Annotated in this window: 12 protein-coding genes; 5 read left to right on the top strand and 7 right to left on the bottom strand. The window is 43.7% G+C overall.

The window, feature by feature from the left end:
• Positions 1-760 precede the first annotated feature (760 nt).
• Both gyrA and lnt read left to right on the top strand, forming a co-directional pair.
• Positions 761-3367: a DNA topoisomerase (ATP-hydrolyzing) subunit A gene (gene gyrA / locus V7L29_RS32280; RefSeq protein WP_334692668.1), complete on the top strand. Its 2607-nt coding sequence runs from the start codon at positions 761-763 to the stop codon at positions 3365-3367.
• Positions 3348-4964 carry an apolipoprotein N-acyltransferase gene (lnt, locus tag V7L29_RS32275; protein WP_334738048.1) on the top strand — a complete coding sequence of 539 codons (1617 nt, stop codon included), beginning with the start codon at positions 3348-3350 and terminating at the stop codon, positions 4962-4964. The genes gyrA and lnt overlap by 20 nt, the downstream gene beginning before the upstream one ends.
• 2 nt (positions 4965-4966) lie before the next feature.
• Here the strand turns inward: lnt and V7L29_RS32270 are convergent, their stop codons facing one another.
• Positions 4967-5104: a microviridin/marinostatin family tricyclic proteinase inhibitor gene (locus tag V7L29_RS32270; protein WP_334692670.1), complete on the bottom strand. Its 138-nt coding sequence runs from the start codon at positions 5102-5104 to the stop codon at positions 4967-4969.
• Between the two features lie 397 nt (positions 5105-5501).
• Between V7L29_RS32270 and V7L29_RS32265 the strand changes: the two genes are divergently transcribed.
• Positions 5502-5714: a hypothetical protein gene (locus V7L29_RS32265; protein WP_334738047.1), complete on the top strand. Its 213-nt coding sequence runs from the start codon at positions 5502-5504 to the stop codon at positions 5712-5714.
• Between the two features lie 454 nt (positions 5715-6168).
• A complete protein-coding gene (locus V7L29_RS32260; RefSeq protein ID WP_334692672.1) occupies positions 6169-6582 on the top strand; it encodes a hypothetical protein in 414 nt (137 codons plus the stop codon).
• Between the two features lie 87 nt (positions 6583-6669).
• Here the strand turns inward: V7L29_RS32260 and V7L29_RS32255 are convergent, their stop codons facing one another.
• From V7L29_RS32255 to V7L29_RS32235, 5 genes are all read right to left on the bottom strand, one after another.
• Positions 6670-7674 (bottom strand): transaldolase, encoded by a 1005-nt coding sequence (locus V7L29_RS32255; protein ID WP_334692673.1) that lies wholly within the window; start codon positions 7672-7674, stop codon positions 6670-6672.
• A gap of 149 nt (positions 7675-7823) precedes the next feature.
• Positions 7824-9254, bottom strand: coding sequence for a pyruvate kinase (gene pyk / locus V7L29_RS32250; RefSeq protein ID WP_334738046.1), 1431 nt, complete (start codon positions 9252-9254; stop codon positions 7824-7826).
• A gap of 274 nt (positions 9255-9528) precedes the next feature.
• A complete protein-coding gene (gene gap / locus V7L29_RS32245; RefSeq protein ID WP_334738045.1) occupies positions 9529-10572 on the bottom strand; it encodes a type I glyceraldehyde-3-phosphate dehydrogenase in 1044 nt (347 codons plus the stop codon).
• Positions 10573-10824: 252 nt separating this feature from the next.
• Entirely contained in the window at positions 10825-11868 is a 1044-nt protein-coding gene (locus tag V7L29_RS32240; RefSeq protein WP_334738044.1) for a DUF2891 domain-containing protein, read from the bottom strand.
• Positions 11869-12800: 932 nt separating this feature from the next.
• Positions 12801-13784, bottom strand: coding sequence for a CHAD domain-containing protein (locus V7L29_RS32235; RefSeq protein WP_334738043.1), 984 nt, complete (start codon positions 13782-13784; stop codon positions 12801-12803).
• A gap of 292 nt (positions 13785-14076) precedes the next feature.
• Here V7L29_RS32235 and V7L29_RS32230 point away from each other — a divergent pair, with 292 nt between their 5' ends.
• The gene (locus V7L29_RS32230; protein ID WP_334738042.1) at positions 14077-15144 is read left to right on the top strand and encodes a DUF3616 domain-containing protein; all 1068 of its coding nucleotides are present in this window, start codon (positions 14077-14079) and stop codon (positions 15142-15144) included.
• 102 nt (positions 15145-15246) lie between these two features.
• On the opposite strand, the gene V7L29_RS32225 is transcribed toward V7L29_RS32230, so the two are convergent.
• The gene (locus V7L29_RS32225) at positions 15247-15651 is read right to left on the bottom strand and encodes an NIL domain-containing protein (protein WP_334688215.1); all 405 of its coding nucleotides are present in this window, start codon (positions 15649-15651) and stop codon (positions 15247-15249) included.
• Positions 15652-15723 lie beyond the last annotated feature (72 nt).

The raw sequence follows: 15723 nt of genomic DNA, 5'->3' as shown, positions 1-15723 counted from the left end.
CTCAATCAGGAAGCGTAGCTTGCCGCACTTCTCTACGAGATGCTGCGCGTAGCTTGCTTCCCCGTAGGGGTACGACAGGCTACTTCGACTTCGCTACCTCGGCTTTGCTCGGCACAAGTCAGTACAAGTCAGTGACCACCGTAGGCATCGCCTCATCGAAAAAAAGCCAACCTGTGCTTAAGTGTTAAGCAAAACGTAAAACCTTTATCACCTGAGACTTTGAAGAAACTCTTGCTTGAGCGCAAAATAGTTAGTAATCTCTGCAAAAGTAAGCGGTGTAACTTTTGTTTCTGCTCTGATTGGCTGTAATAGAGCGTTTAGGCTGCAATATGAACTGTTAGCTTTTCTATATACGCAACCGTAACTCATACCAGGTATCCGAAAGTAGTCACCTATTTCTAGTTGTTGGAAAGTCATCAGATCCTCAGAATTTTTGGGAAATAGCGGTTATAAAAGTAAGAGCTTATAAAGCCAATTTAGATTATTCTCTTAAATTTACCCTGTCATATTTCAAGTTAGGTCAATTTGCACTAAGCAAGCTTTTAGTTCATTGCTATATTTAATTAGTTAATCGCCTCTCAAATGTAATTTATTATACCCTTTAATCATTAGATATTTGAGTTAGTTATCCCGGCAAAAAAAGGCAATATATGTTAAGATTGTATCAAAATATGGCAATTATTCAAGAGCAATTTAGAATAATTTTGCGCTTTGTTGAAGATAAAAGCTAAAATCTACGATTTTTGGAGATTTTTAGGTTATGACAACCTCACAGGAGAGGATTATCCCGACAGACTTGCGAAACGAAATGTCGCAATCTTATCTGGAATACGCCATGAGCGTGATAGTGGGTCGGGCGCTGCCAGATGCCAGGGATGGTCTAAAACCTGTGCATCGTCGCATTCTCTACGCAATGCACGAGCTAGGTCTGCTCCATGATCGCCCGTTTAAGAAATGCGCCCGTGTGGTGGGGGAAGTGCTGGGTAAATATCACCCCCACGGCGACACGGCAGTGTATGATGCCTTGGTGCGGATGGCGCAGGATTTTTCCATGCGATCGCCCTTAGTAGACGGACATGGTAACTTTGGTTCAGTAGATAACGATCCGCCTGCGGCAATGCGATACACAGAATGCCGCTTGCAAGCTTTAACTAGTGCCGGTCTACTGCATGACATCGAGTATGAAACCGTAGACTTCGCCGATAACTTCGACGGTTCCCAGCAAGAACCGACAGTGCTACCATCGCGGATTCCCCAGTTGTTGCTCAACGGTTCCTCTGGGATTGCCGTGGGCATGGCAACTAACATTCCGCCGCACAATTTGGGCGAATTGATTGATGCTTTGGTAGCAGTGATCCACAATCCAGAAATCACCGATCTCGAATTAATGCAGTATGTGCACGGCCCAGACTTTCCGACTGGGGCGCAGATTTTGGGGACATCTGCCATTCGAGAAGCTTATACCACCGGGCGTGGTTCCATCACCATGCGTGGTGTAGCTAACATTGAAACCGTTGAACAGCGAGGACGCCCAGATAGAGAAGCAATTATTATCACTGAATTGCCCTATCAAACCAACAAAGCGGCGCTGATTGAAAAAATCGCCGAAATGGTGAACGAGAAGCGTCTAGAGGGCATCGCAGATATTCGTGATGAAAGCGATCGCGACGGGATGCGGATTGTGATCGAACTCAAGCGTGATGCTTATCCCCGCGTCGTTCTGAACAATCTCTACAAGCAAACGCCACTGCAAGCTAACTTTGGAGCTAACATGCTGGCGTTGGTGAATAGCGAACCCCAAGTACTCACCCTCAAGCAGTTCTTAACTGTATTCTTGGATTTCCGGATCGAATCTATTGCTAGACGCACCCGCTACGAACTGCGGAAAGCTGAGGAACGCGACCATCTCCTGCAAGGGTTATTAATTGCGCTGTCCCATTTAGATCCGATTATTGTTTTGATTCGCCATGCTCCCGATGCGCCCACAGCTAAAGGTGAATTAATCACAACTTACGGGCTTTCGGAAGTGCAAGCAGATGCGATTTTGCAGATGCAATTGCGGCGGTTGACTGCCTTAGAAGCAGACAAAATTCGTTTGGAACACGAGGAATTGCAGGCGAAAATTACCGATTTGCAAGATATTTTGGCACGCCGGGAGAGAGTGCTAGAAATCATTGAAACTGAAGTCGGGCAACTGAAAACTAGCTTTGCCACACCCCGCCGCACAGTGATTTTACCAGGGGAAGGGGAATTAGAAGATCGTGACCTAATTGCCAATGAAAAAGCGATAATTTTGCTTACAGAACAAGGTTACATTAAACGGATGCCAGTTAACACCTTTGAAGCGCAAAGCCGTGCAACCAGAGGTAAAGCTGCAGCCAAGGTGAAAGATGATGACACCGTTGAGCATTTCTTGACTTGCTGCGATCACGACAGTATTTTATTCTTTAGTGAACGGGGCGTCGTCTACTGTTTGAAAGCCTATCAAATTCCCGTGAGTTCGCGTACCAGTCGCGGGACACCTATTGTCCAAATGCTACCGATTCCCAAAGAGGAAAAAATCACCTCAATTGTACCCGTTGATGAGTTTAGCAACGAAGAATATCTGGTCATGCTCACCAAGGGCGGGAATATCAAGAAAACCGAATTGGCAGCCTTTAGTCACATTCGCGCCAATGGCTTAATTGCCATTTCCTTAGAAGAAGGCGACCAACTCCGGTGGGTACGACGCGCTAGAGTAGAGGACAGTGTAATCATTGGTTCTCGTAACGGGATGGCGATTAATTTCCGGTGCAACCACGAACAACTGCGTCCTTTAAGTAGGGCGACTCGTGGGGTGAAAGCCATGAAACTCAAAAATAAAGATGAACTTGTGGGTATGGATATTCTCCCCGCAGCAATTCTGGAAACTTTGGATATAGTTACAGAAGCCGAAATTGAAGATATCGAAACAATTGAAACAGAAGATATCGAAATTACCGAAACTAATGAAGAGTCCACAGAAGTGTCTAGTAATGGTATTGTTGGCCCTTGGGTGTTAGTAATTACAATGGGAGGATATGGTAAGCGCGTACCAGTTGGCCAGTTCCGCCTGCAAAACCGTGCCGGTCAGGGTTTAATGGCAACCAAATTCAAAAACCGCAAAAACAAAGACAAGTTGGCAACCCTACGCATTGTCAACAATGATGATGATGAAATGATGATGGTGACAAATCGCGGTATTATCATCCGTCAAGCGGTAAATGCGATTTCTATCCAATCGCGATCGGCAACTGGAGTCAGAGTGCAGCGTTTAGACGAAGACGACGCCATTACCGGAGTGGCAATAGTTCCACCTGATGCTGGCGATGCAGAAGAAGCTGAATAAAAAGCAGGGGGAGAGGTTAACTTCCTCACTCCCTTACTTAATTGCCTTAGCTAGCGGCATTTTAATGGGGCTGACTGTCGCCCCTGTCGGCGCATGGTTCTTGGCTTGGATTGCTCTAATTCCCTTATGGGTGCTAGTTGTCACTTCAGCCAAAGGCAAAAACCAATTCCCCCCTGCTTTCCTCTGGGGTATTGGTTATCACGGTGTCGCCCTATTTTGGATTACCGGAATTCATCCGATGACTTGGTTAGGCGTTCCTTGGTTGCCAAGTTTGGCAATCACCGTTTTTTGCTGGGGATTTATCACTGTATTGGGAGGGGTATTTGTTGCTATTTGGGCGGCTGTAATGGTTCGCCTGAGCGAGCAAAAACCGTGGCTACGTATACTGATTGGTACAGCTGTCTGGTGCAGCTTAGAGAGTCTATGGAGTGCCGGGCCTTTGTGGTGGAGTTCTCTTGCTTACACACAAAGCCCGCACAATCTTACAATTGTACATCTAGGGCAACTCTCTGGCCCTAATACTGTGACAGCAGCGATCGTTGCTGTGAACGGGTTAATTGCTGAAGCATATATAAACCGCCTTCGCATAGCGTCTCGTAGAGAAGACACCAAGATTTCTTCTGTGTCCTTTGCGCCTCTGCAGTTCGTTAATAAATACTTAGCTACCGCCACAGGACTATTAATTACCTTACATCTCATCGGTTTTATCTTATATAGCCGTCCCATCGCCCAACCCCCAGAAGCAGCCTTGAAAGTGGGGATTGTTCAGGGTAATATCCCGAACCGACTTTTACGGAGTTCCGAAGGGTTTCGTCGCGCTCAAGAAAATTACACCAGTGGGTATATAACTTTAGCCGACCAAGGTGTAGATGCAGTCCTCACCCCAGAAGGAGCCTTACCTATTTTCCAGCGTAACTTGATGGCAACTGCCTTAGTCGCAGCCGTAAAAGAAAAAGGCGTAGTTGCTTGGATTGGAGCTTTTGGGGAACGGGGAGAGAGTTATACAATTAGTTTATTTACTTTCAACAGTAAAGGTGAAATTGTTAGCCGCTACGATAAAGCTAAATTAGTACCTCTGGGAGAATATATTCCTTTTGAAAAAATTTTAGGCAGGATAGTTCAGCGCTTGTCGCCTTTGGATGCACACCAAGTTCCTGGTTCAGCAAATCAGCTATTTGATACCCCTTTTGGTCGGGCGATCGCTAGTATATGTTACGAATCTGCTTTTCCTGAGCAATTTCGTCGTCAAGCCGCTATGGGTGGGCAATTTATCCTCAGTTCTTCTAACGATGCCCATTACACTGCGGCTATGCCATTCCAGCATCATGCACAGGATATAATGCGGGCAATTGAAACTGATCGATGGTCAGCACGGGCAACTAATACAGGATATTCAGCCTTTGTAGATCCTCACGGCAGAACTTTGTGGATGTCTGGATATAATACCTACGAAACTCATGCTGAAACCATTTATCGCCGACAGACGCAAACTTTATATGTGCATTGGGGTGATTGGTTGACACCGTTGTTATTAATATCTTCTGGAGGATATTGGCTAGCAAAAAATAGACTTATTACAAAAGTAACTAACGACTAAAGTTACAGCACTTCAACTTTACTTGAGTCATCGCCATCTGATGGATACTTTTGCGTTACCGCCACTTTTCCACCACTGATTATTTCTGATTCTTTTTCAGATATTTCTTCACAGAGTTGTCCTTGTAAAAAGGGGAGCATTCCAAATGTGCAAGTTTATTTTCATAACTTATTTGATTTTTGAAATACATAGAAAAGAGCCAGTGCGTTGCTTTGGTTCCTAAAGTTACCGTGCTGGCTCCCTTTAAAAGGGTTGCTCTTTTGTGATCTTTACCCCCAATTTATCGGGGTCGCCGCAGGCGGGGGGATCTTATCCGAAGCGCATTGCAGACTTTACCAACTAGCGATCGCTTGACTATCTAAATTTACCCTTGCCCCTGACTCAAAAGTTGAGCAAAGTAGAAGCGATCGCTGACTCTACAGAATTTCCATTTGAAAGCTAAATTCTGGACATTAAACATCTGGGAAAATTAATTATGCGTTCACTCAAACCCTTGGAGAGAGGCAAAATTTCGCGTCTCTACATTCTTTTCTGGAAATGTCTATTTATAGCGATTCATTTAAATTACTTTTGAGGCTTTCACCAAATGAATTAATTACTTATCGGGATTGGAATGTTTTTCGGCTCTACTATTGGCAACTACATCCGAAATTCTGGGGTGAAAGTTTGCTCTCGATTCCCTCGATTTTATGGAACGTTATTCGGGCATTCTGGGTATTTGGATTGGGTATGGCATCTCAAAATATTTAGGGTTTATTTGAGTCAGGTTGACTGAAGCTATAAACCTGCTAACAACTAGTTATTTACAGTTTTTACTAATAAAATTTAACATTTATCGTTTACATTCAATACACTTTTGATATATTTTTTGGAATGGAGATAAGTCTGAGCTAAGGCTTGCTTAAATCAAAACATGGGAGCATTTTGCCCTTACTAGGAAAGGTTTTCCGGACTATTTCCCCAGAAAAAATGTAGTGTATTCAATTAATAAACGCTATAATTTTTCGATGTAGAAAAAATTAAATTTGACTAGATACTGATTATTTATATACATAGATTGAAAATATTACAATTATCCATAAGGATGAAATTTGAAGATAAAGTTTCATCTTAAATTAAATTTAAAAAAAGTGGATGAGTGGTAATTTTTTGACTTTAAGGTGTTTAATAAAGTTATTACCAAAAGTTTAGTAGAAGCAAAAACATGAAAGGTTTCAGGAAGTTATCCTCAATAGCACTATTGCTGTGTGCCTTTGTGTATCCGCCCTCATTAGCTGAAGCGAAGGATATTTCTCTAAGTAATGTTCGCAATGAACAGAGCGCTGCGCCAGAGGCTAACCTCGTTGGAGATAAAACCGGAGAGCTTTTAATTGCTCGACGGCCGTCAGGACGATACCAAATGATCCGACGACGGCAGATTATCCGACAACGGCAGCATTTCGGAGGATACGAAAATAACCGACGACGGGAGCGTTTTGAACGATACGAAAATAACCGACGACGGGAGCGTTTTGAACGATACGAAAATAACCGACGACGGGAGCATTTCAGAGGATACGAAAATATCCGACGACGGCAGCCAGTTGGACAATACCTGATTATCCGACAACGGTATTAATGACTGCTGATGCAACTAAGCCAATTGTTAATGGTTAGTGGTTATTAGAATAACCACTAACCATTAAATAATGACTATCGTTAGGTTCTAATGAGTTGCTACTACCTCTCCTTCAAGGCGAACTAATCGGTCTGCTAAAAGTTTTTCAAGGTCTTCTAATGCCTTGGTGAAACCTTTGATGCCTTCGTCTAGTTTGTCAGTTGCCATGCGGTCAGCGGCGTGCAATTTGTCATAGGTAGCTTTGTCAATGGATATTTTTTCAATTTCCAAGCTTGCTACCTTGGCAGGGTCGAGTTTGCGTGGTAATTCTCCAACGGTTGCCTGCAATTCACCTAAAAGCGACGGCGAAATCGTCAACAAATCACTACCTGCGAGTTCAGTAATTTCACCAATATTACGGAAGCTAGCTCCCATAACTTCGGTTTTATAGCCGAATTTTTTGTAGTAGTTGTAGATTTTGGTGACAGACAAAACTCCTGGATCTTCGGCTGCTGGGTAGCTATCCCGTCCGGTATCTTTTTTGTGCCAGTCGAGAATCCGACCAACGAAGGGAGAAATTAGGGTAACGCCAGCATCTGCACAGGCGATCGCTTGGTGAAGACCAAACAACAAAGTAAGGTTACAGTGAATACCTTCTTTTTGGAGGATTTCCGCAGCCCGAATGCCTTCCCAGGTGCTGGCAATTTTAATTAGCACGCGATCGGGGCCAATTCCAGCGGCTTTATACTGGGCAATTAATTCCCGTGCCTTAGAAATTGTAGCTTCGGTATCGTAGGATAAGCGAGCATCCACTTCCGTAGACACACGACCAGGAATGATTTGTAAAATCTTTAATCCAAAGGCAACTGCCAGACGGTCAAAAGCTAGAGAAACTATCTGTGTTTGGGTAGCTTTGGCTCCAGCATCTTTCTTTGCCTGGAGTAAAGTTTGATCAACAATTTCCTGATATTCCGGCATCTGCGCCGCAGCAGTAATCAGAGAAGGATTGGTGGTGGCGTCTTGGGGTTTGAACTTTTCAATTGCCTGGATATCCCCTGTATCCGCAACCACGACAGTCATTTTCCGCAATTGTTCCAGTAAACTCTTAGACATAAAATGCTCCGTGATGAATGTTACAGGATTTACTTTATTCCCCAGTTCTTTACACTCTCTACTATTCCTTCAATTCTGATTTTGGCAATTTTTCGGAATCATTGCCCAAGTTTGCTACTATCCACAGCCACAGCCCTATTCTAAGCGCCTTATGCCGAAATTAGCTGTCCAATGGAATGCACTTTGATTAAACTAGTTGTTCCCGATTTACCAATTGGAACCCCAGAGGTAATTACCACCTTATCGCCCTTATTCGCTAGACCCATGTCTACAACAGTGTCTACCACATTCGTAAACATCTCTTCGGCATTGTGGACTGGTGGGATCAGCAAAGCTTCCACACCCCAAGAAAGCGCTAACTGGTGATAAGCAGTGATGTCAGAGGTTAGGGCAATAATGGGAGAAGTTGGCCGGTATTTAGACACCATTCTTGCCGTACTTCCAGAGGTCGTGTTACAGAGAATTGCCCGTGAGCCTGTTTCATAGGCGATGCGACACACTGATTCTGCCACCGATTCGGTAACGCTGAGACTGCCTGCTTCATGACACCAGGCATGTCTGCTACCCTCATCTAAAGCCTGTTCCGTCCGCACGGCGATATTGTGCATCATCTGGACAGCGGCGATGGGATATTGTCCGACAGCGGTTTCACCAGAAAGCATTACCGCGTCTGTTCCATCCAAGATGGAGTTAGCAACATCGGTTGCCTCGGCGCGGGTGGGGTCAGGGGCGCTAATCATCGACTCTAGCATTTGGGTGGCTGTAATCACCGGCTTGCCAGCACGATTGCAACGGCGAATAATATCTTTTTGAATCAGGGGTACTTCATGAATTGGTACTTCCACCCCTAAATCGCCACGGGCAATCATAATCGCGTCAGCAACTTTCAGAATGGAGTCAAAGTTTTCTACTGCCTCTGCTCTTTCGATTTTGGCAATTAAACGGATCGAAGCGCCAGCGGCTTCAATCATTCGCTTGGCGGGTTCTAAGTCTTGTGGCGATCGCACGAAAGACACCGCTACCCAGTCTACACCCAACTGAATCCCAAAGCGCAAATCCAGCAAGTCTTTTTCGGTGATCGAACTGACAGGTAAAGGAGTTTCTGGCAAGTTTACTCCTTTGTGCGTAGAAATTAACCCGCCAATTTTCACCTGGGCGCGAATGTGATCGGCATCGCGAGCGGTAACAATCAACTTAACGCGACCATCATTGATCAAAATCGGTTCGCCTGGTCGCACCATTGCGAATAAAGTCGGCAATGGTAGGGGTAGTTCCTCGATAGTCTCACCCTTTTCTTGCAAAACAAAGGTAACTTCACTACCAGCTTCTAAATTTAACCCTTCCGGTGGTAAAATTCCCAAGCGAATCTTGGGCCCACACAGGTCTTGCATAATTGCGATCGGCTTTTGCTGCTCACTACTAATCTGCCTAAGATAGTGAGCTGTTTTGGCGTGGAATTCATAAGCCCCGTGGGAAAAATTCAGCCGCGCCACATTCATTCCAGCTTCTACTAAGGCTTGCAACCTTTCAGGTGCAGATGTAGCCGGCCCAACAGTACAAATGATTTTGGTTCGACGCATAGGGATTGGGGGTTGAGGAATAACCTGCAAATTTGGATGCTTTGAGCGATCGCCCAAAGCATCCAAATTTACACGTGTTTCATATCACTGATTTACTAAGTAAAGATACTAGATGACGTTTTGTTTTCGAGGTATTAACCATTTGACCCAAATCCCTAAAGTCAAGGGTCAAAAGGAGCCAGTCGCATGGGCGGGTCTCCCGACTTGTGCGAACTGGCGTTCAAAAGTTAATGACTTATGACCCATGACCAATGACAAATGACTAATTGACCAATCAAACCACAGCCGCTGTCGGTGCGAGTTCTTCCTTATGTAACATAGACAACATCAGGTCAATCACGCGATTCGAGTAGCCCCATTCGTTGTCATACCAAGCAATTACCTTGAAGAAGTTGGAGTTTAACTCAATCCCAGCACCTGCGTCAAAGATACTAGAATGGGTATCGCCTTGAAAATCTGTGGAAACTACTTCTTCATCTGTATAGCCCAGGATACCCGACAGTGAGCCGGCGGCAGCCTCCTTCATGGCAGCACAGATTTCCCGATAACTGGTGGCTTTGGCAGTTTTAAAAGTTAAATCAACTACAGAGACATCCGGAGTCGGAACTCGTAATGCCATACCAGTTAACCTACCTTTCAATTCTGGTAAAACCAGAGCTACGGCTTTAGCTGCGCCTGTGGAGGAGGGAATAATATTCTGGCTTGCACCTCGACCACCCCGCCAATCTTTTTTGCTGGGCCCGTCTACAGTTGGCTGGGTGGCAGTCATGGCATGGACTGTGGTCATCAACCCTTCAGTCAACCCAAAGTTGTCATTGATCACCTTAGCTATGGGAGCTAAACAGTTTGTAGTGCAGCTAGCATTGGAGACAATTATATCTTTGCTGGCCTCAAACAAGTGATGATTTACACCCATTAGTAGAGTAGGAACTCTATCTGGATCTTTGGTGGGAGCGGAAATTACCACTCGCTTTGCACCTGCCTTCAAGTGGTTTGCGGCTCCTTCGTAGTCAGTGAAGAGTCCCGTAGATTCCACGACATAATCTGCACGTAATTGTCCCCAAGGTAACTCTGCTGGATTCCTCACGGAGACACAAGGAATGAAATGCCCGTCAATGAGGATGCCATCTTCCTTGGCTTCAATCTTGTGCTTTAATTTTCCGTGGGTTGAGTCGTACTTTAACAGGTAAGCGAGGTTATCTGGTGGTACTAGGTCGTTAATCCCCACAAACTCAATGTTAGGGTTATCGATGCCAGCGCGAAGCACAAGTCGCCCGATTCGACCGAAGCCATTGATACCAACTTTCAATTTGGTCAAGATTAAACCTCCCGTTGTGGAAATTTGAACAAAAGGAGAAAGTTAAAAGTCAAAATAGATTGCCTTCTACTCTTTACTTTCTGATCCTGACAGTCTCAGTCGGCTAAAGGATATTTACTTGGCATCTTTTAAGGTTTGGGGCATTGGAGATTAGGGATTGGGAAAATCCCCCTTTAATTTACTACTTATTTCTTTGAGCTAATTGTTCGAGTTTTTACAAAGTTTGATACATTGTGAGATCGTCCAGACTGTTCAAATAATTTGCCCTTGCAATCCACGATTCGTTAGAAGGTAAACAGCAAAAGTTCCTAGCCAGTGACTAGCTGCATAATGTTCAATTACAACATCAGCTAGTCCATTTTGACGATGGTGAACGGCAGCAGAGCGAAGTGTTTCTATGCGGCGATCGCCATTTGCCAATCCAGAAATGATCCCCTCAAGCATCCAAGCGCGACTGAGATTAAGACCCCAGAAGTGGGATTGCATATAATCTTTAGGATTATCTACTATGTTCGGTTGTAACCAATTTGCACAATTCTCAATCGGTATTTGGGGAAGAAAATCGGTGAGCCAGTCAGTGAAAGCTGTTGTTGGCAGGACTCGCCGCATCAAGTCTGCTTCAGCAAGGCCAGGAGAGAGAAAATCGTAGCCAAGCGGCTCGAATTGTAACGAGTAGTTGCGATCGTTGAGATAGAATTGCCGGGCTTTGTTCTCCACTAACTGAGTGAAATCAGTATTTTCGGTAATCCGTGCCCAATCTAGCATCAAACCAAGTGCAAAAGCTGTTTGGCTATGCATTCCTGTGCGATTTGGAAGTTTCAGTCCGTCAATCCAGCACTGTAAATTACCTGCAATCAACTTTTCTAGCGGTTCCAATACAACTCGCCATTCTTTTGCTTGAGGATAATTCCACTCGTGAAGTTCCGCAGCCAGTTGCAGAAGCCATGCCACGCCATAAGGAAATTCATAAAAGGGCAGCCGCTGAAAATGGGCAATCTCTCCTTGAATCTTCTCAGGTGTTAAGCTCTGCTCAAGTGCTTGCTTTGACGCTGCATTAAAGGAAGCTTCAGGAAAGTGACGCATGAGACGTACCAGCAACCAGTGACCATGTACAGCTGAATGCCAATCTAAGCAGCCATAAAAAGCAGGAGTCAATTCACGTGGTGGTTTTATATCCTCGTCGCTATCAGCCCAATACAGATTACTGTTAGGATACTCCCGCCCGATACAATCCAGCACTAATTGAGCAAATTGTGCCGCAGTCGTTTGATTAATCTCCAAATTATCGGCTGGCATGGTCACTTAGTACAGTTTTGCCTAAAAGCGTAGCGTTTTTAATTCAGGGGAACGCATTAACATTGTATCGGAATACATTGACATTGTAAGGAGACACATTAACATTGTATCGGGATGCATTGGCATTGTAAGGAGACGCATTAACATTGTATCGGGATACATTGGCATTGTAAGGGGACGCATTAACAATGCGACCGAAACTTTTACGCTTTGTAGTTAAACGCAGGTTGATTTTGGGCTTTCTAGGTATTGTAATATGAGTTATTTTTTTAAGCTTCTTAACGGCTTTGTTGCACAATCATGTCCGACATAATAATCAAATCTGCCCAAGCCCATTCTTGTTCTTTTTATGATTTGGCAAATTGGCAACTCTGAGAAAATTAACTGTGTTATTTTCAAAACTATATAAGGTGTATTTATACTTTCAAGCTATTTAGACGGGCTGCAACCCGTCTTTATTTATCGCCAGTTACCTTTAATTATCGGAAATTACAGCATATTGCAGGTAAATGAAGTACACGGGTAGGGGCACAACATGTTGCATTGGTGTCAACTTCAGGTGAAAGCCAGTCTATAATCAGCTTTTAGAGATTGCCTCGTTCCCAGTCTCTGACTGGGAATGCCTAATGAGAGGCTCCGCCTCTTACTTGCGGCAGAGCCGCAATGACGAGCATTTCTAGCCTCTGGCTAGAAACGAGGTTTTAAAGGGGTTTCGGTTTAAGTTGACACCTATGGCATCTTGCCCACTCAGTATATGCAATTTAAATGTGAAACAGCTTAGGAAGCGCTGTTGGACTAATTTCAGGTTTGCGCTCTGCCGAAAATACCCGTGTTGTACAGATTCCCCAGAGCAGTGTTTATGTTTTGTCGCTGGAGGCTCCTATTCAATTCTCTGCTCGTTAATCCAATCCTTGACCAACAAAGAGTAACTTTTAACCTATTACTCCTGAAAGCGGGTGCAGTATTGTTAAATGAAAACTATGCCTGGTTTCAGCTTTCAGATACCGTTCTTGCAAAGGTTGCCATTGCTGCCACGATTGGTAACGATTTTCAGTTAACAAGTTAGCAAGGGTGGGCAACTGAGTCTGAATTTCTGACTTGAAAACATCTGAAAGCCAGTCAGTTAAGACGGCACTATCTTGCATCGTACCCAAAATTTCTTGGATACTTTTCACTTCTGTAAGATCAGCTGCGTAAGACTCGCCATATAACTCAGTAAATAACTCCATCTGGTAGCGTATACGTTTAGCTTCTTTTCGCAAACTATGAAGAATTTCACCTTCTGTTGTCAATTGTTTTTCTACCTTTTCTGGTTTCCAGCTTTTCTGAATTTTCACTTCTGATTCTACAAATTGGGTGCCAACTAGCCAACCCGGATGCAGTAAAAAGCTACTTACTTCTGGTAAAAGTAAATCTGGTAGCACTTGCTGAATAGTAATAGATGCCAAAGGTTGATAACTGGGTTTGTCTAACCATTTATCCAATGCATCTTTTAGAGACTTGTAAGATTCATCCTTTAACGTTTTTTGTACACTCGATTGTACATCTTCACGTTGTTTAGCCAAAGCTGTAAAAACTGTTTGCAGAGATTCCTGCTCTTTGCGGGGTAAGTTTGGTTTGTAATTGTTTTCTAAACTTTCTTTGAGTACGTCTAAATCTCGGAGACTACCAAGACGACGGGCTATTTTACCGATATTTTTATCGCTGACTGGTTTCGGCACATCCACCGCTAGCTCAAACCGAGTTACCGCTGTCCGTAGACGACGCATTCCCACTCGCATTTGGTGCAGCGCTTCTGGATCTTCATCTTTCTTCACTGATTTTTCCCACTTCAAGGTTTTTTTAAAGTGTTTTTCAATCGCTTGGTAGGCGTAGTCCCCTAGAGTTTTTACCGTGGGTTGTGTAGCTAATTTCATAATTGTTCTTAAATGACGAGTACCTCATGAGGTTATTGCATAATAACATTAGTTAAAAATTTACATCTACTTTTGATATTTTTTACGCACTGAGAGGTGTAAAGTATGCTTATGACTATTGATAGTTACATACTCTTCGATAAATATGGAATATTCATCAAAGGTCTAAATAGCAGATTCCCCCTAGCGATTTGATCTAAGCTATGGTTTTTAGATAATTCTTTTGCCGGCGATTTAACTTTAAATTATAATAGCATGATTAATAGTTTTATAACTATTAACATGATTTAGAATGCCAAACTTACATTTGCTCAATCAAGTTTCTTTGAGTTTTGTAGATAATTTTAAAGAACATAGAGAAGACTTATCAGCAGTGTTGCTAACACATCAAAAGTATTTATGGTTGGAGTCAGATGAAACCTCAACTCTTGAACGTCTCTCTTTGGTTGATACTGATAAATTTACAGACCACCAACAATTTCGGGTAGCAGATTTTATCAATTTACCTGCACCAGAAGACCAGGAAATTGATGTAGAAGGACTTGCTTACACTGATTATTACCTATGGTTTGTTGGTTCTCACAGCTACAAACGTAAAAAACCCAAACCCGAAAATACAGATGCAAAAAATTTTAAAAGGCTAGCAAAAATTGAATCAGAACTCAACCGTTACCTTTTAGGACGGATTCCGATGATAGAGGGTAAGTTATTTTCATCTTGCCCACACCCCAAAAATCCAGCTGTGCAGTTGAATGCCGCTAAACTAGAGGTGACGAACCAGGGTAATTTGCTAATGACAGCTTTAGCAGATGACGCCCATTTAGGCTTGTTTATTAAGGCAGCAATTCCCGGAAAAGATAATGGCTTTGATATTGAAGGAATAGGTATTTATCAAAACCGCATTTTTCTGGGTTTGCGCGGCCCGGTATTGCGGGGTTGGGCTGTGGTGCTGGAAATAGAGTTAGAAGATTCTATCTCTGGACTCATGAGACTGAGAGAAATTGGGGAAGTGAAGGAATTATATAAAAAGCATTTTATCTGGTTGAATGGTTTGGGAATTCGGGATTTGCATGTAGATGGAAAAGATTTGTTGATTTTAGCCGGGCCAACGATGGATTTAGATGGCCCTGTGCAAGTTTATCGCTGGATAAATGGTGTGAATTCGCAAGAAAATGTTTTCAGCAATCCAGATTTTGTGCAAGATATTCCTTATGGAAATCGCGAAGAACACGCTGAGGGAATGACACTGTTTCAGGAGGTAGCTGGTATACCTTCGCTATTGGTAGTTTATGATTCTCCAGCAAAAACTAGACTGGTGGGTGATGGTAGTGTAATCGCGGATGTGTTTAAGTTGGGCTAAAATCAATTTTGGGTCGCACCTTTGGTGCGCTTCCAGCGTAACTGGGATTTTGGATTGGTGAGAAAATAGGATGGTTAATCCTCCGTGGTGTATGCGGCAATCTTAAAGGTTAGTAGAGATTGCCTGTACGGGACAGGTGGGGATACACTGCTCACAGACGATACAGCGCGATCGCGTGAATGTCAACTTGTATGTCTCTGGGTGGAGGGTGAGGGCTTCGGTAGGACAAACCCCAGTACACAAACCACAGTGGACACACACATCCTCGTTGATCGCAATTTCGCCTAATGTATAAGAAACGTTAACATGGCGCGATCGCATCCACTCGATGGCGGCATCTAATTGATCGATGTCTCCCGATAGTTCCACTACCAGTTTGCCAATTTGATTTGGGGCAACTTGGGCGCGGATAATATTGGCGGCGACGTTGAACTCTTTGGCCAGTACATAAGTGACTGGCATTTGCACCGCGCGTTTCGGGAAGGTGAGTGTTACTCGTTTTTTCACAGGTTTAGCAGAGGGTTTTTTCTGTTGTAGCGTGATATAAATCTTAGATTAACGCAAACCTAAAATTTCGGA

It is taken from the genome of Nostoc sp. (genome assembly GCF_036916575.1).
In the GTDB taxonomy this organism is placed as follows: domain Bacteria; phylum Cyanobacteriota; class Cyanobacteriia; order Cyanobacteriales; family Nostocaceae; genus Nostoc.
The sequence above is the reverse complement of the archived record's forward strand: the minus strand, read 5'-3'. Positions and strand labels throughout refer to the sequence as shown.